General features: G+C 60.1%; 17 protein-coding genes and 1 riboswitch. Of the genes, 10 read left to right on the top strand and 7 right to left on the bottom strand.

Annotated elements, in window-relative coordinates:
• Positions 1-33: 33 nt before the first annotated feature.
• Positions 34-2,031, bottom strand: a complete 1,998-nt coding sequence (gene tkt, locus JFT63_RS13100) for a transketolase (protein WP_057702165.1) — start codon at positions 2,029-2,031, stop codon at positions 34-36.
• 260 nt (positions 2,032-2,291) lie between these two features.
• On the opposite strand from tkt, the gene JFT63_RS13105 reads away from it, so the two are divergent.
• From JFT63_RS13105 to JFT63_RS13120, 4 genes are all read left to right on the top strand, one after another.
• Positions 2,292-3,287 (top strand): ArsR/SmtB family transcription factor, encoded by a 996-nt coding sequence (locus JFT63_RS13105; RefSeq protein ID WP_186560269.1) that lies wholly within the window; start codon positions 2,292-2,294, stop codon positions 3,285-3,287.
• A 19-nt stretch (positions 3,288-3,306) separates the two neighbouring features.
• Positions 3,307-4,497: a methionine adenosyltransferase gene (gene metK, locus JFT63_RS13110; RefSeq protein ID WP_198844116.1), complete on the top strand. Its 1,191-nt coding sequence runs from the start codon at positions 3,307-3,309 to the stop codon at positions 4,495-4,497.
• A gap of 110 nt (positions 4,498-4,607) precedes the next feature.
• Positions 4,608-6,272 (top strand): NAD-dependent DNA ligase LigB, encoded by a 1,665-nt coding sequence (ligB, locus tag JFT63_RS13115; protein ID WP_198844117.1) that lies wholly within the window; start codon positions 4,608-4,610, stop codon positions 6,270-6,272.
• 42 nt (positions 6,273-6,314) lie between these two features.
• Entirely contained in the window at positions 6,315-6,710 is a 396-nt protein-coding gene (locus JFT63_RS13120; RefSeq protein ID WP_198844118.1) for a DUF1090 domain-containing protein, read from the top strand.
• Positions 6,711-6,716: 6 nt separating this feature from the next.
• On the opposite strand, the gene JFT63_RS13125 is transcribed toward JFT63_RS13120, so the two are convergent.
• Positions 6,717-7,166 carry a c-type cytochrome gene (locus tag JFT63_RS13125; RefSeq protein WP_057702160.1) on the bottom strand — a complete coding sequence of 150 codons (450 nt, stop codon included), beginning with the start codon at positions 7,164-7,166 and terminating at the stop codon, positions 6,717-6,719.
• A gap of 128 nt (positions 7,167-7,294) precedes the next feature.
• Between JFT63_RS13125 and mltA the strand changes: the two genes are divergently transcribed.
• Positions 7,295-8,488 (top strand): murein transglycosylase A, encoded by a 1,194-nt coding sequence (mltA, locus tag JFT63_RS13130; RefSeq protein ID WP_198844119.1) that lies wholly within the window; start codon positions 7,295-7,297, stop codon positions 8,486-8,488.
• Positions 8,489-8,650: 162 nt separating this feature from the next.
• On the opposite strand, the gene JFT63_RS13135 is transcribed toward mltA, so the two are convergent.
• Together JFT63_RS13135 and JFT63_RS13140 are read right to left on the bottom strand one after the other, a co-directional pair.
• Positions 8,651-9,037, bottom strand: a complete 387-nt coding sequence (locus JFT63_RS13135; RefSeq protein ID WP_198706642.1) for an MAPEG family protein — start codon at positions 9,035-9,037, stop codon at positions 8,651-8,653.
• Between the two features lie 31 nt (positions 9,038-9,068).
• Complete coding sequence (locus tag JFT63_RS13140; RefSeq protein WP_198706643.1) at positions 9,069-9,902, bottom strand: EamA family transporter; 834 nt, start codon at positions 9,900-9,902, stop codon at positions 9,069-9,071.
• A gap of 101 nt (positions 9,903-10,003) precedes the next feature.
• On the opposite strand from JFT63_RS13140, the gene JFT63_RS13145 reads away from it, so the two are divergent.
• Positions 10,004-11,263 carry a cation:proton antiporter gene (locus JFT63_RS13145; RefSeq protein WP_057702156.1) on the top strand — a complete coding sequence of 420 codons (1,260 nt, stop codon included), beginning with the start codon at positions 10,004-10,006 and terminating at the stop codon, positions 11,261-11,263.
• On the opposite strand, the gene JFT63_RS13150 is transcribed toward JFT63_RS13145, so the two are convergent.
• From JFT63_RS13150 to JFT63_RS13160, 3 genes are all read right to left on the bottom strand, one after another.
• Positions 11,257-12,144, bottom strand: a complete 888-nt coding sequence (locus JFT63_RS13150; protein ID WP_057702155.1) for a formate/nitrite transporter family protein — start codon at positions 12,142-12,144, stop codon at positions 11,257-11,259. The two genes, JFT63_RS13145 and JFT63_RS13150, sit on opposite strands and share 7 nt — an antisense overlap.
• A gap of 71 nt (positions 12,145-12,215) precedes the next feature.
• Positions 12,216-14,135, bottom strand: a complete 1,920-nt coding sequence (locus JFT63_RS13155) for a patatin-like phospholipase family protein (protein WP_198844120.1) — start codon at positions 14,133-14,135, stop codon at positions 12,216-12,218.
• 100 nt (positions 14,136-14,235) lie between these two features.
• On the bottom strand, positions 14,236-14,640 hold the full coding sequence (locus JFT63_RS13160) for an acyl-CoA thioesterase (protein WP_057702153.1): 405 nt from the start codon (positions 14,638-14,640) through the stop codon (positions 14,236-14,238).
• Between the two features lie 199 nt (positions 14,641-14,839).
• A riboswitch (S-adenosyl-L-homocysteine riboswitch) is annotated at positions 14,840-14,946 on the top strand.
• A gap of 21 nt (positions 14,947-14,967) precedes the next feature.
• Here JFT63_RS13160 and ahcY point away from each other — a divergent pair.
• The 4 genes from ahcY (at position 14,968) to JFT63_RS13180 (ending at position 19,430) form a co-directional block, all read left to right on the top strand.
• Positions 14,968-16,377: an adenosylhomocysteinase gene (gene ahcY / locus JFT63_RS13165; RefSeq protein WP_198844121.1), complete on the top strand. Its 1,410-nt coding sequence runs from the start codon at positions 14,968-14,970 to the stop codon at positions 16,375-16,377.
• Positions 16,378-16,554: 177 nt separating this feature from the next.
• A complete protein-coding gene (gene metF / locus JFT63_RS13170; RefSeq protein ID WP_057702299.1) occupies positions 16,555-17,400 on the top strand; it encodes a methylenetetrahydrofolate reductase [NAD(P)H] in 846 nt (281 codons plus the stop codon).
• Positions 17,401-17,480: 80 nt separating this feature from the next.
• Complete coding sequence (locus JFT63_RS13175) at positions 17,481-18,563, top strand: hypothetical protein (protein ID WP_198844122.1); 1,083 nt, start codon at positions 17,481-17,483, stop codon at positions 18,561-18,563.
• A 63-nt stretch (positions 18,564-18,626) separates the two neighbouring features.
• Entirely contained in the window at positions 18,627-19,430 is an 804-nt protein-coding gene (locus JFT63_RS13180; RefSeq protein WP_198844123.1) for a substrate-binding periplasmic protein, read from the top strand.
• Positions 19,431-19,514: the final 84 nt, after the last annotated feature.

A 19,514-nucleotide genomic window follows, 5' to 3' on the forward strand; every position in this document is an offset into this window, starting at 1 on the left:
GCGATAGCGCCAGTGCAGACAACGCAGACTGACTTAGTCTTCCAGCAGCTCTTCAGCCTGACCCAGGATGTTTTCCAGGGTGAAACCGAATTCTTCGAACAACGCTGGCGCCGGTGCAGACTCACCGTAGGTGGTCATGCCGATCACGCGGCCTTCCAGGCCCACGTACTTGTACCAGTAGTCGGCGTGGGCCGCTTCGATGGCAATACGCGCGCTGACCTGCAACGGCAATACCGATTGCTTGTAGCCGGCGTCCTGGGCTTCGAACACGCTGGTGCACGGCATGGATACAACGCGAACGTTGCGGCCCTGGGCAGTCAGCTTGTCGTAGGCTTGAACGGTCAGGCCCACTTCGGAACCGGTGGAGATCAGGATCAGCTCCGGCTCGCCGACGCAGTCCTTGAGCACATAACCGCCACGGCTGATGTCGGCAATCTGCGCGTCGGTACGCACCTGGTGTTGCAGGTTCTGACGCGAGAAGATCAGCGCCGATGGGCCGTCCTTGCGCTCGATGGCGTGCTTCCAGGCCACAGCGGATTCCACGGCGTCGGCCGGGCGCCAGCAATCCAGGTTCGGCGTGGTGCGCAGGCTGGTCAGTTGCTCGACCGGCTGGTGCGTCGGGCCATCTTCACCCAGGCCGATGGAGTCGTGGGTGTAGACATGGATCACACGCTTCTTCATCAGCGCCGCCATACGTACGGCGTTACGGGCGTATTCCATGAACATCAGGAAGGTCGCGCCGTAAGGCACCAGGCCGCCGTGCAGGGACACGCCGTTCATGATGGCGCTCATGCCGAACTCACGTACGCCGTAGTACATGTAGTTGCCGCTGGCGTCTTCAGCCGAGACACCTTTGCAGCCTTTCCACAGGGTCAGGTTGGAACCGGCCAGGTCAGCCGAACCGCCGAGGATCTCAGGCAGCAGTGGGCCAAAGGCGTTCAGGGTGTTCTGGCTGGCTTTACGGCTGGCGATGGTCTCGCCCTTGGCCGCGACTTCGGCAATGTAGGCCGAGGCTTTCGCCGAGAAGTCGGCAGGCAGGTCACCGGCCAGGCGGCGTACCAGTTCGTTGGCAAGCTCCGGGAATTCGGCGGAATAGGCCGCAAAACGCTGGTCCCACTCGGCTTCCGTGGCCAGGCCTTTTTCCTTGGCATCCCATTCGGCGTAGATGTCGGCCGGGATTTCGAACGGGCCGTGGTTCCACTTCAGCGCTTCACGGGTCAAGGCGATTTCCGCGTCACCCAGTGGGGCGCCGTGGCAGTCTTCTTTACCTTGCTTGTTCGGCGAGCCGAAACCGATGGTGGTCTTGCAGCAGATCAGGGTTGGCTGCGCGCTCTTGCGAGCGGTGTCGATGGCGATCTTGATTTCTTCCGGATCGTGACCGTCGACGTTGCGGATGACCTGCCAGTTGTAGGCTTCGAAACGCTTGGGCGTGTCATCGGTGAACCAGCCTTCGACTTCGCCGTCGATGGAGATGCCGTTGTCATCGTAGAAGGCAATCAGCTTGCCCAGGCCCAGGGTGCCGGCCAGGGAGGCGACTTCGTGGGAGATGCCTTCCATCATGCAGCCATCACCCAGGAACACATAGGTGTGGTGATCGACGATGTCGTGGCCAGGGCGGTTGAATTGCGCGCCCAGAACTTTTTCCGCCAGCGCGAAGCCGACAGCGTTGGCCAGGCCCTGGCCCAGAGGACCGGTGGTGGTCTCAACGCCCGGGGTATAGCCGAACTCCGGGTGGCCCGGGGTGCGGCTGTGCAGCTGACGGAAGCTTTTGAGGTCGTCGATGGTGACGTCGTAGCCGGTCAGGTGCAGCAGCGAATAGATCAGCATCGAGCCGTGGCCGTTGGACAGCACGAAGCGGTCACGGTCGGCGAACGACGGGTTGCTCGGGTTGTGTTTCAGGTAGTCACGCCAAAGTACCTCGGCGATATCCGCCATGCCCATCGGGGCACCGGGATGGCCGCTGTTGGCTTTTTGCACGGCATCCATGCTGAGGGCACGAATGGCGTTGGCACGCTCACGACGGCTGGGCATCGCTGATCTCCTGGAGTTTACTTATAAAGAAACGGAAAAAAGGACCGGCATTTTCCCTCAGCCACCGCCTGCGGGCAATCACAGATAGTCACTTGGAGGTGTTTTTCCTGTGGTTTGGGCAGCAATAGGTTGCAGAAACCCTCAACCGGTTCGTCTAAAGGTTATAGCGGCGACTTATAACCACCACTTATCGATCAATATCAAAACTTTTTGATATTGACCTTGCAGGGATTTACACCCATCACTAGACTGCTGGCCTTATGAACCTACCCGTGCCCTCCCTGCGTCCTGACGACGGCGATGAACTGGCAGCCCTTTGCAAGGCTGCAGGTGACCCGTTGCGCCTGAACGTATTGCGCGCACTGGCCAACGATTCGTTCGGGGTGCTGGAACTGGCGCAGATCTTCGCCATCGGCCAGTCCGGCATGAGCCACCATTTGAAAGTGCTGGCCCAGGCCGACCTGGTCGCCACCCGCCGCGAAGGCAATGCGATTTTTTACCGCCGCGCCCTGCCCCATACCGAACAACTGGGCGGCAAACTGCACGCCGCCTTGCTTGAGGAAGTGGACAACCTGGGCCTGCCGAGCGACGTACAGTCACGCATCGGCCAGGTCCATGGGCAACGGGCCGCCGCCAGCCAGGACTTTTTCTCCCGGGTTGCCGACAAGTTTCGCGCCCAGCAGGACCTGATCGCCGGCTTGCCGCAGTACCGCGAAAGCGTACTGGCGCTGCTGGACAAGCTGAGCTTCAGTAGTGAGGCAACAGCCGTGGAAGTCGGGCCTGGCGATGGCGGTTTCCTGCCGGACCTGGCGCGGCGTTTCGGGCAGGTGACGGCGCTGGACAACAGCCCGGCAATGCTTGAACTGGCGCGCCAACTCTGTGAGCGCGAAGCCCTGGGCAATGTGCACCTGCAGTTGGCCGACGCCTTGAATGACACCAGCCTGCGGGCCGATTGCGTGGTGCTGAACATGGTCTTGCACCATTTCGCCGCCCCGGCAGACGCCCTCAAGCAAATGGCCGGGTTGCTGCACCCCGGCGGTAGCCTGCTGGTTACGGATTTATGCAGCCACAACCAGAATTGGGCCAAGGAGGCCTGCGGTGATCTCTGGCTGGGTTTTGAACAGGACGATCTGGCCCGTTGGGCCACCGCTGCGGGACTCGTTCCCGGGGAAAGCCTCTATGTAGGTTTACGTAATGGTTTCCAGATTCAGGTCCGCCATTTTCAGCGACCGGCTGGCGACACTCACCATCGGTAAATATCAGGAAAACATCGAGATGAGCGAATACTCCCTTTTCACCTCCGAGTCCGTGTCTGAAGGGCATCCGGACAAAATCGCCGACCAGATTTCTGACGCGGTGCTGGACGCTATCATCGCTGAAGACAAGTTCGCCCGTGTGGCGTGCGAAACTCTGGTGAAAACGGGCGTGGCGATCATCGCCGGCGAAGTCACCACCACGGCCTGGGTCGACCTGGAACAGATCGTTCGTGACGTGATCACCGACATTGGCTACAACAGCTCCGACGTCGGCTTCGACGGTGCGACCTGTGGCGTGATGAACATCATCGGCAAGCAATCGCCTGACATTAACCAGGGCGTTGACCGTGCCAAGCCTGAAGATCAGGGCGCCGGCGACCAGGGCCTGATGTTCGGCTATGCCAGCAACGAAACCGACGTGCTGATGCCGGCACCGATCACCTTCTCGCACCAGCTGGTGCAACGCCAGGCCGAGGCGCGCAAATCCGGCGTACTGCCTTGGCTGCGCCCGGACGCCAAGTCCCAGGTGACCTGCCGTTACGAAGGCGGCAAAGTCGTGGGTATCGACGCTGTCGTACTGTCGACCCAGCACAATCCGGACGTGTCCTACGCCGACCTGCGCGAAGGCGTCATGGAGCTGATCGTCAAGCACGTGCTGCCTGCCGAGTTGCTGACCAAGGACACCCAGTTCCATATCAACCCGACCGGCCAGTTCATCATCGGCGGCCCGGTGGGCGACTGTGGCCTGACCGGCCGCAAGATCATCGTCGACAGCTACGGCGGCATGGCCCGTCACGGCGGTGGCGCGTTCTCGGGTAAAGATCCGTCCAAGGTTGACCGTTCGGCCGCTTATGCCGGTCGTTACGTGGCCAAGAACATCGTCGCCGCCGGCCTGGCCGAGCGCTGCGAAATTCAGGTTTCCTACGCCATTGGCGTGGCGCAGCCTACGTCGATCTCGCTGAACACCTTCGGCACCGGCAAGATCAGCGACGAGAAAATCGTCAAGCTGGTGCGCGAAATCTTCGACCTGCGTCCGTACGCAATCACCACCATGCTCGACCTGCTGCACCCGATGTATCAGGAAACCTCAGCCTACGGCCACTTCGGCCGCACCCCTGCGCAGAAGACTGTTGGCGATGACACCTTCAGCACCTTCACCTGGGAAAAAACCGACCGCGCCAACGAGCTGCGTATCGCTGCAGGCCTGTAAACGTCCGCGCGGCATACAGAAACACCCGGTAAAAAGCCCCGAGCAATCGGGGCTTTTTTATGGGCGCCTGAATGACTTAGGCTGTGATTCCTTTTCGAGCAAGGATGCTCATGATGCATAAGTTCATGGCTTTTTTTCTCAGTGTTTTATCCAGCTGGACATGGGCAGAAACGTGCCCCGATGACGCTCACCCGCAACTCGACAACTTGGCCAGGCAGATCAGCCAGTGGGACGACAGTTACCACCGCCAGGGCCAATCCCCCATTAGCGACGAACTTTACGACCAGGCCCGCCAGCGCCTGGCGCACTGGCGCGAATGCACCCACCAACCCACGCCGCAGGCTGATAACCCGCTGGCCAGTTCACGCGGCACATTACGCCACCCGGTTGCTCACACCGGTGTGAAAAAAATGCCGGACGAACCGGCAGTCAGGGAGTGGCTCGCCACCCGCCAGGACGTATGGATTCAACCCAAGGTCGATGGGGTGGCGGTGACGCTCGTCTATCGCGAGGGCCGCTTGCAGCAGCTCATCAGCCGAGGCGATGGCCTGCTGGGCCACGATTGGTCGGCCTCGGCCGCCAGGATCCCCGGCATCGTCCAACACCTGCCGGTTGCGGTGGATGTGGTGCTGCAAGGTGAACTTTACTGGCGCCTTGATCACCATGTGCAATCGATAAAAGGTGGGCTCAATGCGCGCAGCAAAGTGGCCGGGCTGATGAACCGGCGACAATTGAGCGACGCTGAAGCGGCAGGCATCGGTTTGTTCGTCTGGGCCTGGCCTGACGGCCCGGCGGACTTCACCCAACGCCTGGCCATCCTGACGCAATGGGGCTTCAGCGATACACAGCGCTATAGCCACCCCATCGAGCACATCAGCGAAGCCGCTCATTGGCGCACGCATTGGTACAACGCACCGTTGCCTTTCGCCAGCGATGGCGTGGTGCTGCACCAGGCTGCGCGGGCACCCGCCGAGCGCTGGCAAGCCAGTGCACCCTACTGGACGGCCGCCTGGAAGTACCCAGCCATCAAAGCCCTGGCACTGGTGCGCAAGGTGCAATTCAGGGTGGGTCGCACCGGGCGCATCACCCCCATCCTCGAACTGGAACCGGTGTGGCTGGATGATCGGCAGATCAGCCGGGTCAGCGTCGGTTCCCTGAAACGCTGGCAAGCCCTGGATATCCGCCCCGGCGACCATGTGTCGATCAGCCTGGCGGGCCAGGTTATCCCCCGACTGGACGAGGTGATCCTGCGCAACGAAACCCGTATGGACGTGCAGCTACCCAACCCTCGCGATTTTCACGCCTTAAGTTGCTGGCAACTGGACCCCGGCTGCGAAGATCAATTGCTCGCCCGCCTCACCTGGCTTAGCGGCAAACAGGGCCTGGCCTTGCCACATATGGGCCGTGAAACCTGGAACATATTGATTCAGGCCGGTCTAATCGCAGGCTTTCTCGATTGGTTAACCCTGGATGCGGCGCAGCTTGCTACCATTGAGGGCTTCGGTGATCGCACTCGTGAACGAGTGCTCGACAGTTTTAACAGCGCTCGGCAACGCCCTTTTTCACAATGGCTCAAGGCCTTGGGCGTACCGCCAGCGGCGCGCAACAACCTGGAAGGCGACTGGCAGACGCTGGCCGCCAAAGACACCCAAGCCTGGCTGGCCTCAGACGGCATCGGCCCGGGTCGTGCCGCGCAACTGAGCGCGTTTTTTCGCGACCCGCAGGTGCAAGCCTTGGCTGAAACATTACGCGAGGCCGGAATAGATGGGTTTTGAGCCCCGCCCGGCCCCCCTGATTGCGAACCTGGAGCTTTATAGATGAAATTTCTCGCCCCCTTTGCCTTGCTGACCCTCGCAAGTTTCACCGCCACGCCATTGCTGGCTGCCGAAGAAGCGCAACCGCTCACCGGCTGCGCCGCCAAACGCCAGGCCATCAGCACCCAAATCGAACAAGCCAAGGCCCATGGCAACAGCGCCCAACAGGCCGGCCTGGAAAAAGCCCTGGCTGAAGTCACCACCCACTGCACCGACGCCGGCTTGAAAAAAGAGCGTGAAAACAAGGTGCTTGACGCCAAGCACGAAGTCTCCCGCCGTCAGGCCGACCTCGACAAAGCCATGAAAAAAGGCGATCCGGACAAGATCAACAAGCGTAAGGACAAACTGGCCGAGTCACGCAAAGAACTGCAGGAAGCGGTGGAAGAACTCGACCAGTAAAAACGATCAGTGATCGCGGAACTGTTTATGGCAGGCGCTGCAGGCGTCTTCGACTTTTTGCACCGCCGGATGAAGGTTACTGGCCTTGTAAGGTTGCACTTGGCTGGCGATCACCAATTCACCGGTGGCCGCCTCCAGGTCGCGGGCCATCTGCTGGAACTGTGCCTGCTTTTGCCACACATCATCCTTGGCGCTGGTGTGATCTTCTTCGCGCACGCTTGGGAAATGCTTCCACGGCTCATGGGACAACGCGTCCAGCTTGACCGCGCCGTCGGCAAACCTGGCGCCGTCAAACGGGATGCGCCCGCGCAACATACCGCCCAGGTCTTCGCCGGTCTTGAGCATTTGCTTGAAGATCGCCTTGCGTTGGCCCAGGGGGGAATTGGGGTCAACACCGCCACAGGCAGACAAGGCCAGGCAGGCCAACAGTACAACGGTCAGTTTTTTTAGAATCATGATGGCTTCAGGTCACGGGAAACGGCGGCCAGTATCCTCGCCCCGCCCGCAAAGACCAATAGCCCTATTAATAATAAGGGTTGCCCGAATGCAGTGAAGCATGGGTAATCGCTTCAGGAATTGCTTACATGAATATCACCGCGAAACCCTGGAGCCGCCGCCTCGCGTGGGCTCTGCCAATGATCGCGCTGCTGGCCGGCTGCGATGCAGGTAAAGATGCCGGCAAGGACGTCGCCAAGGAAGAAGCCAAACCCCATGCGGTCGCCACCTATGTGAGCGCACCCTGGGAAGCCTTGCCGGTGGTCTCCGACAGCGATTTGCTGGCCGGTTTTGAATCCTGGCGCAGCGCCTGCCAGCGCCTCAAGGCCGACCCGGTATGGGGCACGACCTGCGCGGCAGCGGCCAGCGTACCGGGCGATGCCGTGGCGGTTCGCGGCTTTCTCAAGGAACACCTGGATGTATTCGGCCTGCGTTCGGCCAACAACACACCCAATGGTTTGATCACCGGTTACTACGAGCCGGTCTACCCCGGCAGCCTGACCAAAACCGCCAGCGCCCATGTGCCGGTCTACGGCGTGCCGGATGACCTGATTATCGTCAACCTTGAAAGCATCTACCCGGAGCTTAAAGGCAAGCGTCTGCGTGGCCGCCTGGAAGGTCGGGTACTCAAGCCTTATGACGACGCCAGCACCGTCAACAGCCAGGGCTCCACCGCCAAGCCGATCGCCTGGCTGACCGACCCGATGGACCTGCAATTCCTGCAGATCCAGGGTTCAGGCCGTATTCAACTGGCGGGTGGGCGCCAACTGCGCGTAGGTTACGGCGACCAGAACGGCTACCCGTACCGTCCAATCGGCCGTTGGCTGGTAGAGCAAGGTGAACTGAAAAAAGAAGACGTGACCATGGGCGCCATCAGCGCCTGGGCCAAGGCACATCCGCAGCGCATTCCCGAACTGCTGGCGAGCAACCCCAGCTACGTATTCTTCAGCGCTCGCCCCGACAGTAACGAAGGCCCGCGCGGCTCCCTGAACGTGCCCTTGACCGCAGGCTATAGCGTGGCAGTGGACCGCAAGGTCATCCCGCTGGGTAGCTTGCTGTGGCTGTCGACCACCAAACCCGATGGCTCACCGATCACCAGACCTGTCGCGGCCCAGGACACGGGTGGCGCAATCACTGGCGAAGTACGGGCAGACTTGTTCTGGGGCACGGGTGATGCGGCGGGCGAGCTGGCAGGGAATATGAAGCAACAGGGGCAGATCTGGATGTTGTGGCCCAAAGGCGCGGCGCTACCGCAAGTACCGGATGCTCCCGCCGGAACCTGAAAACCCAATGTCTGCAGGAGCGAGCTTGCTCGCGAAAAACGTCAACGATAACGCGTGCTTCCTGAATAAACGCGGCACCTATGGGTTTCTCGCAAGCAAGCTCGCTCCTGCAAAAACCTGGTATTAGGGCTTGCCCCCTCCCACAAGGGGTCAAGCCAAGCATTAGATCGAGACAAAGAAGAAACTCGCAATCAACGCCATCCCCACCGCCCACACCAGCGAACGCAAAATCGCCCAATCGGCCAGGTAGCAAATGATGTACAGCAGGCGGCTGGTGATAAACAGCACCGCCAGCACATTGATCGTCACCAACTCCGCGTTGCCGGCCATGTGCGCGATGATCACCGCCGCGGCAAACGCGGGGGTCACTTCAAAGCTGTTGAGTTGCGCATTGTTGGCGCGTTTGGCGACACCCTCGACGGTATCGAGAAAGGCACGCGGGTCGTGGTTGTGCCGCGGTCCGAACTTGCCTGTGCTGAACTTGGCGACACCCGTGCAGATATACGGCAGAAAGATTGCGATCAACACACACCAGAAAGCGACTGTCATCACTCATTCCTTTTTTGGATTTATCGGACGGTTAGAGTTTCATCACGAACATGCCGATCAGCACCAACCCACAAGCTATGAGCCGTGGCCGGCCAAAAGGTTCTTGCAAGTAACGCATACCGAACAGCACCACCAGGATCACGCTGACTTCCCGCAGCGCAGCCGCCTCGGCGATCGAGCCCAGCTGCATGGCCCAAAGCACCAAAGCGTAGCTCAATAACACGCACAATCCCACGCTCAGCCCCAACCGCCATTGGGTGCGCCAGAACAGGCTGAAGGCCGCACGTTTGCGCACCAGCGCCAGCAACGGAAACGGCCAGGCGCTGATCAATGTCAGCCACACCAGGTAATCCAGCGGGTGCGACCAGCGCCGCAGTGCCTGCCCATCCAGGAAGGTATAGCAGCCGATGCACAGGCCGATCAGCAACACCACCGGCAGCATCGACCACGGCAAGCGCTCGCCACCACCGCCTTGCCACAACAGGCACAACATGCCGAACGGGATCAGCAAAATCCCGAGGATTTGCTGGGTGCTCAGCGCTTCACCGGCAAATACCAGCGTCAGCACCAACACCACCAATGGCGACAAGCCGCGCATCAGCGGATACACCAGGCCCAAGTCGCCCACTCGATACGCCTGGATCAACAAGTAGCGGTAGAGCAATTCAAACAAGGCCGAGGCGATGAGCCACGGCCAGATGTCCAGCGGCGGCAAGGAGACGAACCCCACCGCCAATACCACGAACAGCAACGCCACACTGTCCATGCAGGCAATGACCAAAAGGCGCTCGCCACTGAACTTGATCAAGGTGTTCCACGTCGCATGCAACAGCGCCGCCACCAGCACCAGGGCTGTCGCTACCACCAGAACCTCCTCAATTGATTCGTGATGTAACTGCACCTGTTTATACTAAACACTGCCTCGGCGCACCCTGTGTGCCTACATTTCCCGCCCAAGGACCCCGGATGCTTGAACTTGTCGCCGCCTTCATTTGCCTCACTACCCTGCTCACCTATGTGAACTTCCGTTTTATCGGCCTGCCGCCGACCATCGGGGTGATGGTCACTGCGCTGCTGTTTTCCCTGATCCTGCAGGGCCTGAGCTTTATCGGCTATCCCGGCCTGGAGGAGCGCGTCCAGCAATTGATCGGCCAGATCGACTTCGGCGACTTGCTGATGAACTGGATGCTGTCATTCCTGCTGTTCGCCGGCGCCTTGCACGTCAACTTGAACGACCTGCGCAGCTACCGCTGGCCCATCGGCCTGCTGGCCACCTTTGGCGTGTTGATCGCCACCGTGGTGATCGGCAGCCTGGCCTATTACATCTTCGCCTTGTTCGGCTGGCACGTAAGCTTCCTTTACTGCCTGCTGTTCGGCGCGCTGATCTCGCCTACGGACCCGATTGCGGTGCTCGGCGTGCTGCGTACCGCCAATGCGTCAAAACCGCTGAAGACCACCATCGTCGGCGAGTCGCTGTTCAATGACGGCACCGCCGTGGTGGTGTTTACCGTGCTGTTGGGTATCGCGCAGTTGGGCGAGACGCCCACCGTGGGCGCCACTGCCATGCTGTTTGCCCACGAGGCCATAGGCGGCGTGGCATTCGGTGGGCTGATCGGCTACCTCGTGTACCTGATGATCAAGAGCATCGAACAGCACCAGATCGAAGTGATGCTGACCCTCGCGCTGGTCATCGGCGGATCGGCCATGGCTTCGGAACTGCACGTATCCGCGCCGATTGCCATGGTGGTCGCGGGGCTGATCATCGGCAACCTGGGACGCAAGCTGGCGATGAACGACATGACGCGTCGCTACCTGGATGGCTTCTGGGAACTGCTCGATGACATGCTCAACGCCTTGCTGTTTGCGCTGATCGGTATGGAGTTGCTGCTGTTGCCATTCAACTGGCTGCACGTATTGGCGGCCAGTTTGCTCGCGGTGGCGATCCTGCTCTCACGCCTGTTGACGGTGGCCCCGGCGATCCTGCTGCTGCGGCGCTGGCGCACGGTACCGCGCGGCACTATCCGTATATTGACCTGGGGTGGTTTGCGCGGCGGTGTCTCGGTGGCCCTGGCACTGGCATTGCCGTTGGGCCCCGAGCGCGACTTGTTGCTGAGCATCACCTACATCGTGGTGCTGTCATCGATCCTGTTGCAGGGGTTGAGCATCGGCAAGCTGGTCAAGCACGTAACCCGGGGCGAGCCCCAGGCTATGCCCGAGCATCACTGATCTTTTTCAACCGGCTGCGGATGCCGCGGATCCGCAGCCGACTTGCCCGGCAGGCTGCTCTCACTGCGAATCTGCGCATGGCTGATCAGGGCAAAGATAAAACTGCCACCGATGATATTGCCCGCCAGGGTCGGCCCGGCAAACACCAGCCAGAAATCCTTCCACGGCAGCTCGCCGGCAAACACCAGGTACGACACTTCCGCCGAACCCACGACGATATGCGTGAAGTCACCCAGCGCCATCAGGTAAGTGATCAGGATAATGATCCACATCTTTGCGCTTTCCATCGATGGAATCATCCACACCATGGTGGCGATCATCCAGCCGGAAACGATGCCCTTGGCAAACATCTGACCCGAGTCGTTTTCCATGATCTTGCGTCCGATTTCGAGGAAAGCCAGGTCGGTCTTGGTATCGAAAATCGGCAAATGCAACATCACGTAAGCCACCAGCAAGGTGCCGCACAGGTTGCCCACCAGCACGACTGTCCATAGCCGTAACAGCCGCGCAGCATTGCCCAGAGTGGGTTTGCTCATCACCGGCAGCACCGCAGTCAGGGTGTTTTCGGTGAACAGTTGCTGGCGTGCGAGGATCACCGCCAGAAACCCCGCGCAATAGCCAAAACTGGCGATCACCTTGAAGCCCTCGGCGTCCGGCAGGCGGGAATTGAGCAAACCCATGGCCATTAACGACAGGCCCATGGTGAGTCCAGCCGCCAGTGCCGACCACCACAAGGCGGCGACGCTGCGCTCCAGCTCCTGATCGCCCTGGGTACGGATGATTTCGTGAAGAACCGCCGCGCGGGGCGGCTGGTTCTTGTCGACGTCCTGCTGCTCTTCCTGCGACAGGTTGGGGGTTTTGCCGTCTGCTTGAGTGGCCATGATGTACCAGAGTCCGTGGGGTGCCTGAAGCTACGACATGCCGCGACGATGGCTGTTCAATGGCCCGGCAATTAAACCGGAATGCGCCACGCCTTGGCCTGTTCCACGGTGGTGGAGCTTAAGGGTTTGCTCCAGGGTCTATTGCGCGCTTGATAGTATTTGATGATGCCATCGAGCACGCTATTGAAGTCTTGTGGCGTCTTCGCCTCTTTTAAGTCACGCACCGCACGTTGCAACAGCTCGACGTTGGATGCCGGCTGGCCTGGGCGGTACAGCGATGGATAAATGACCTCCCGCGTAAAATTCTCAGCCTTTACGCCAATATCACGTCTTTGCATTTCGGCCACAGCACTGTTCAGCACCCTGGACATGCCGGACGCATTGCCCTTTGCCTGCCTGGCGCCCAGCTGTAAAAGTTGCTGAAAATTAGGTTGGCCCGGCGCATTCAGACGCTTGCCCAGCCACTCGATGTGCTCTGGCTTGCTGGCGAGGGCATCCAGATTGCGTAATGCTGCGGCTATTTTTGGCGTCTTCACCAGGGATATGCCGGTGTGGTTGGCTTCGGCAATCGCACTGTTCAACGCCTCCAGCGCCTGTTTCGCCTCCTGACGAAAGCGCAAAGCGTCTGCGCTGGCGGGTGCCTTCTGCAGTTGATCCTGCGCGCTTGCCAGCATCTGATCATCCATCGCCATGACGGCATCGTCCAGGGAAGCGAACTCATGGCGCTCACGCAGCAGTTCGCGCTTTTCCAGGTGGGCCGACACCGACTGGCAGGCTTGGGCCTGCAAATGCAGCTTTTGCTGCAGGGTCATGGTGAAGTTGACGGTGCCGTTGAGCAGGCCGCGAAAGTCGCCTTTGCTTGAGTTCAGCGGCAATGTCACCGTTTGATCCAGGAACGCCTTGAGCCGATCATTCTGGTAGGTTTCAGCCGCGGTATGCGGCGTGCCAGTGAAGGTGTCCGCCAAAGAACTGAAAAAATTACCACTGCGGGCCGGTGGCGAGGCCTGATCGGATTCGAACGTGACGATCAGCGCTTCGTCCTTGCCCAGCGGGCTCTCCGGGAACGAACGCTCGATGACGCCGGGCGCCGGGGTATTGAGGAGCAACCCTCCGTCTTGAAACATCGTTACCTCTGCCGCCGCCTGGAACCCATGGCCCTGTTCGGACGGGCTCTTGAACAGGCCCGGCAACGCCCCCGAAATAAGCGCAGCACGGGCGATGTCCATATCTGGCGTCAGGCTGGCATTGAACACCACCAACTGTGGACGACCATCGAACATCCCCGTGCCGGTGATGTTCAGTTGCTTGATCGTCGGAATATGGCGGCTCAACACCTCCAAATCACGAAAGGTCGGCCCGGTTGCGGCTTTGAGCCGGTCGGCAATGTGCGTGACCTCAGGCGACCGGTTGGCCAAAGGCAAGCTTTCGATCCGGGCAAGAATCGATCGACGCGACTCGTTGCCAATCAAGTCCTCCAGAGGCTGCCCTTCGGTTTGCAGGCGCGGCAACAGGGTCAGCAGCAGTTGAGAAATATTGCCGGCCGGGCCAGGCAGCTTGCCGGCAAGCTTGCCTAACTCGGAGCCGACATCTTGCAGCCAGGCCAGGGCGGGATTCTTGCTGTTGAGCAGGTGCGGCAAATCGAGGTTGTTGGACAGCTGCGTAAAGGCCGTCGCACCCATGCCACTGGCAAGCAACGCTGCAGAAATCGCCCCGGCAGACGAGCCGGAAACCACCTTGACGTCTTTGAGTTTGTCGGCGCCTTCAAGCGCCTGCACCACCCCGGCAAAGGCAATGCCCTTGGCGCCACCGCCACTGAGCACCAAGTGAGCGGGCGGCGGCGGTGACAGCACCACCTCGACGCGGCCATCGCTATGGCGATACATACTCAGGTTGCGCTCGCCTACGCCCTTGACCAGGGTCGTTTTCACGTCCTGGCTCAACGACTGAGGCGAAAAAGGATAATTCTCTATGACGGAACTGGCGACTTTCATACATGAGGCTCTCTCTACAGGATGTAGGCCTGAGTGATGAGAGAGCCTCGGAAGGATCCATACGGACGGATTTGGTAACGCAAATCACGCCACGCTGGTGTTACTCGGAAAGGCTGTCGTCCTGGAACTGATCCTTGACGTACTTGATTTCGGTACGGCCATGGGGCGCCGGCAAACCGTCTTCGCCCAGGTTGACGAAGACCATTTTTTCCACGGTCAGGATGCTCTTGCGCGTGATCTTGTTGCGCACTTCACAGGTCAGGGTGATGGAGGTGCGGCCGAACTCGGTGGCGGTGATGCCCAGTTCGATAATGTCGCCCTGGCGCGAGGCGCTGACAAAATTGATTTCGGAGATGTACTTGGTCACCACACGCTGGTTGCCCAGTTGGACAATGGCGTAGATGGCCGCTTCTTCGTCGATCCAGCGCAGCAGGCTGCCGCCGAACAGAGTGCCGTTGGGGTTGAGGTCTTCGGGTTTTACCCATTTGCGGGTGTGGAAGTTCATGATCACTCCAAAGCGTCTTGCCAAATGATGGGCAACATCATGGCAGAGCCCAGGCCCAAGCTCTATGAGCCATTGCCTATCAACCCCATGCGCGATCTTCATTGCCACCGACAGAAAGGCTTGGGAAGTGCCACATACACGGCTATAATCGCCTCCGTTTCAAAACGGTCATCTTCGATTGATACCGTTCTCCCGCCACCTGTCCGAGGGGCGCTGCAGCAGGTTAAACCTGTCAGGCTCGGATGGGGCGTTGTCCGGCCTGGTTATCCCGGCCTGATACTAAACGCACAACGGCGCCCATTCGCACACTACGAATGGAGGCTCTCTATGAGCGCTGTAATGACGCCTGCAGATTTCAACGACTACAAAGTCGCCGACATGTCCCTCGCTGCCTGGGGCCGTCGCGAAACCTTTATCGCCGAATCCGAAATGCCGGCTCTGATGGGCCTGCGTCGCAAGTACGCCGCTGAACAACCGCTCAAGGGCGCGAAGATTCTGGGCTGCATTCACATGACCATCCAGACCGCCGTACTGATCGAAACCCTGGTTGCCCTGGGTGCCGAAGTGCGTTGGTCGTCGTGCAACATCTTCTCGACTCAAGACCAGGCCGCGGCCGCTATCGCAGCCGCCGGTATCCCGGTATTTGCCTGGAAAGGCGAGACCGAAGAAGAGTACGAGTGGTGCCTGGAGCAAACCATCCTCAAGGATGGCGCACCATGGGATGCCAACATGATCCTCGACGATGGCGGCGACCTGACCGAGCTGCTGCACAAGAAGTACCCGCAGATCCTCGACCGCGTCCATGGCGTGACCGAAGAAACCACCACGGGCGTACACCGTCTGCTGGACATGCTGGCCAAGGGCGAGTTGAAGATCCCGGCCATCAACGTCAACGACTCGGTGACCAAGAGCAAGAACGACAACAAGTACGGCTGCCGTCACAGCCTGAACGATGCGATCAAGCGTGGCACAGACCACCTGCTGTCGGGCAAACAAGCCCTGGTGATCGGCTACGGTGACGTGGGCAAGGGTTCGTCCCAGTCCCTGCGTCAGGAAGGCATGATCGTCAAGGTCTCCGAAGTTGACCCGATCTGCGCCATGCAAGCCTGCATGGACGGTTTCGAAGTGGTTTCGCCGTTCATCGACGGTATCAACGACGGCACCGAAGCAAGCATCGACAAGGCCCTGCTGGGCAAGATCGACCTGATCGTCACCACCACCGGTAACGTGAATGTGTGCGATGCGAACATGCTCAAGGCCCTGAAGAAGCGCGCGGTTGTCTGCAACATCGGCCACTTCGACAACGAGATCGACACCGCTTTCATGCGCAAGAACTGGGCATGGGAAGAAGTGAAGCCGCAGGTACACAAGGTTCACCGTACCGGCGCCGGCGATTTCGACCCGCAGAACGATGACTACCTGATCCTGCTGGCCGAAGGCCGCCTGGTTAACCTGGGCAACGCCACCGGTCACCCAAGCCGCATCATGGACGGCTCGTTCGCCAACCAGGTACTGGCGCAGATCTTCCTGTTCGAACAGAAGTACGCCGACCTGTCGCCAGCCCAGAAAGCCGAGCGCCTGACCGTTGAAGTACTGCCCAAGAAACTCGACGAAGAAGTGGCCCTGGAAATGGTCCGCGGCTTCGGCGGCGTCGTGACTCAACTGACCAAGACCCAGGCCGACTACATCGGCGTGACGGTTGAAGGTCCGTTCAAGCCGCACGCTTATCGCTACTGATACACCTGCTGCCACTCTCCTGGCGGGAGTGGGCTTGTAATGTGGGAAGGGGCTTGCCCCCGATAGCGGAGTGTCAGATTAGTAAATCTATCGACTGACCCACCGCCATCGGGGGCAAGCCCCTCCTACATCGACGGTGTACACATTGCGCAATTATGAGCTTCCAAGGGTATGACCATGTCCCAAGACCGTCGCTACAGCTTCGAGTTCTTCCCGACCAAGACCGATGCTGGGCATGAAAAGCTGATGGCCACTGCCAAGGTGCTGGCCAGCTACAACCCCGACTTCTTCTCCTGCACCTACGGCGCCGGCGGTTCGACCCGCGACCGCACCATCAACACCGTGTTGCAGCTGGAAAGCGAAGTCAAAGTTCCCGCCGCTCCGCACTTGTCGTGCGTGGGCGACAGCAAGGCCGACCTGCGTGGCCTGCTGACCCAATACAAAGCCGCCGGCATCAAGCGTATCGTCGCCTTGCGTGGCGACCTGCCGTCCGGCATGGGCATGGCCAGCGGTGAGCTGCGCTACGCCAACGACCTGGTGAGTTTCATCCGCGAAGAAAGCGGCGATCACTTCCATGTCGAAGTGGCCGCCTACCCGGAGATGCATCCCCAGGCGCGCAATTTCGAAGACGATTTGCATAACTTCGTGCGCAAGGCCAATGCCGGCGCCAACAGTGCAATCACCCAATACTTCTTCAACGCCGACAGCTACTTCTACTTCGTCGAGCGTGTACAAGCGATGGGTGTGAATATTCCGATCGTGCCGGGCATCATGCCTATCACCAACTACAGCAAGCTGGCGCGTTTCTCCGACGCCTGCGGTGCCGAAATCCCACGCTGGGTGCGCAAGCAACTGGAGGCCTATGGCGACGACGTCAAAAGCATCCAGGCGTTCGGCGAGCAGGTCATCACCGAGATGTGTGAGCAATTGTTGCAGGGGGGTGCGCCAGGGCTGCATTTCTATACCCTGAACCAGGCTGAACCCAGCCTCGCCATTTGGAACAACCTCAAGCTGCCACGCTAAGGCTTGCCCGGTTGCGCCAAGGCCCTCGTTCAGACGAGGGCCTTTGTCGTTTTACGTGACCCAAAAGAACTCCGCAGTCCATGAACATAGCATCCCCGACTTCCCGCCCGCAGCTGGTCTACTTGGTCTTCGGTGCCCAGACCTACCATCAGGAAGCGATATTCAGCATCGCCAGCGCACTGGCGTTCCTGCAGGACACCCCGGACGCACCGCTGGACATCCAGGTGTTCAGCGACGACCCCGAGCCCTATCGACTGCTACCAGTACGTGTACGTCCACTGGACGAGGCCACCCGCAAACGCTGGAGCGAGCCCTACGGCTATCACTTCCGCACCAAACACGTGCTCCTGCGCCAAGTGCTGGAAGAATCCCAGGTGGCGTTACTGATCGACACCGACACCTTCTTCCACCATTCGCCCATGGCGCTGTTCGAGCGCGTACAGCCCGGCACCCTGTTGTGCAACACCGCCTGCGCCAAGTACGGCGACAACCGCGAAAGCATCCTCTACACCGCCCTGCATCAGCGCCTACTGGCCAAGGGCGTAGCCGACGATGACATGATGGCCCTGAATTCCGGGGTCATTGGCCTCACCCAACAGGATGCATACATCCTCGACCGTTCCATCGAATTGATGGATGAACTGTTTCCCCACGCCCAAGGCGCCTACACCCTGGAAGAGTTCTGCTTGTCCATCGCCGCCTACCGCACCGTCAATGTGCGTGAGTGCCCGGACCTGATCTATCACTACTGGAGCCGCAAACAGCTGTTCCGAGCCAAGGTCAAGGCGTGGATCGCCAAGCACGCCAGCGCCCCCACCAGTACACAAGCCCTGGCCGACACCCGCCGGGTCTCCTCGTACCTGCCACGCCCACCGCGCTTGCAGCGCCTGATGTACAAGCTGATCACCCTGCTGCTGCCCAAGCACCAGCAACAGTTCATGCGGGAAATCCTGTACGGCTGCCACGAACACGAAAACGAGTTTGATCAAGCCTGCGCCCCGGTCTGGTGGGACAAGGCCCGAAAAAACCAGGAAGAACGCCAAAAGCGCCCGATCGATGCCCACCAGCTGGAACACTGGTTCGCCAACCCCGTGGTGCGTCTGATTCTGGGTGAGCGCCGCGCCGCGATCCAGAAACACTTGCTGGGTACTCCGGTGAAATAAGAGCGTCCGCCAATCCGCGTGCCAGAGCTTCTCTTTCTTCCGGGAGCATCGTAACCTCAAGGTATGCCCGCCATTTTCAAGCTACTGACCGCTGTGCTTTTTTCTTGCCTGAGCCTGGCCGCTCATGGCGAGAAACTGCGCATTGTCACCGAGCCCTGGGCCCCCTATGTCTACGACGATAACGGCAACATGGCCGGCCTGGATTACGAAACCACCGTGATCGTGTTCCAGCGCCTGGGCGTGGAGGTGCAATGGCAGTTCCTGCCCTGGAAGCGCTGCCTGGCGATGCTCGATCAGGGCCACGCCGACGGGGCGCTGGATATCTTCCACAGCCATGAGCGCGACGCCCAGTTGCTCTACCCCAGCGAACCCTTGTCGCAAGTTGAATTCGTCCTGTTCTACGCCAATGAACGCCCTCACCCCGCCGAAACCCTCGATGAGCTGCGCGGCCTGACTGTCGGCATTTCACCCGGCTATCTCTATGGCCAAGCATTCAGTGGCTCTGACGCATTCGAGCGCGAACCCGCTCCCAGCCATGAAGCCAACTTCGGCAAACTGATGCTCGGGCGCATCGACATGGTCGTGACTGACCGGCGGGTGGGGCAACACATCATCAAGACCCTGGGCCTTGAGGGCAAAGTCAGCCAGGCGGCGATGGTGGTCAGCCGCCAGCAACAATTTCTCGCGGTGCGCCGTGGAGCCGGCATGGACCTGCTGGTTCAGCGCTTTGCCGCCGAGCTCAAGCGCTTCAAACAAGAGCCGGCCTATGCCGCCTTGAGCGCAAAATATGGTGGGATGCAGGCGCAAACCGCCCCGATATCAGCCTCCGCAGACGCCGTTGAGCAGCAGGAAAGCAGCGCGCCGTGATTGCTCTGTTATACTCCGGCCTTTCCGCCAGGCTTACGCCCGGCCGCTCGGGTCTTGAAAAAGGCACCCAACCCAGCTACTGCG

It is taken from the genome of Pseudomonas sp. MF7453 (assembly GCF_016405455.1).
Classification (GTDB): domain Bacteria; phylum Pseudomonadota; class Gammaproteobacteria; order Pseudomonadales; family Pseudomonadaceae; genus Aquipseudomonas; species Aquipseudomonas paralactis.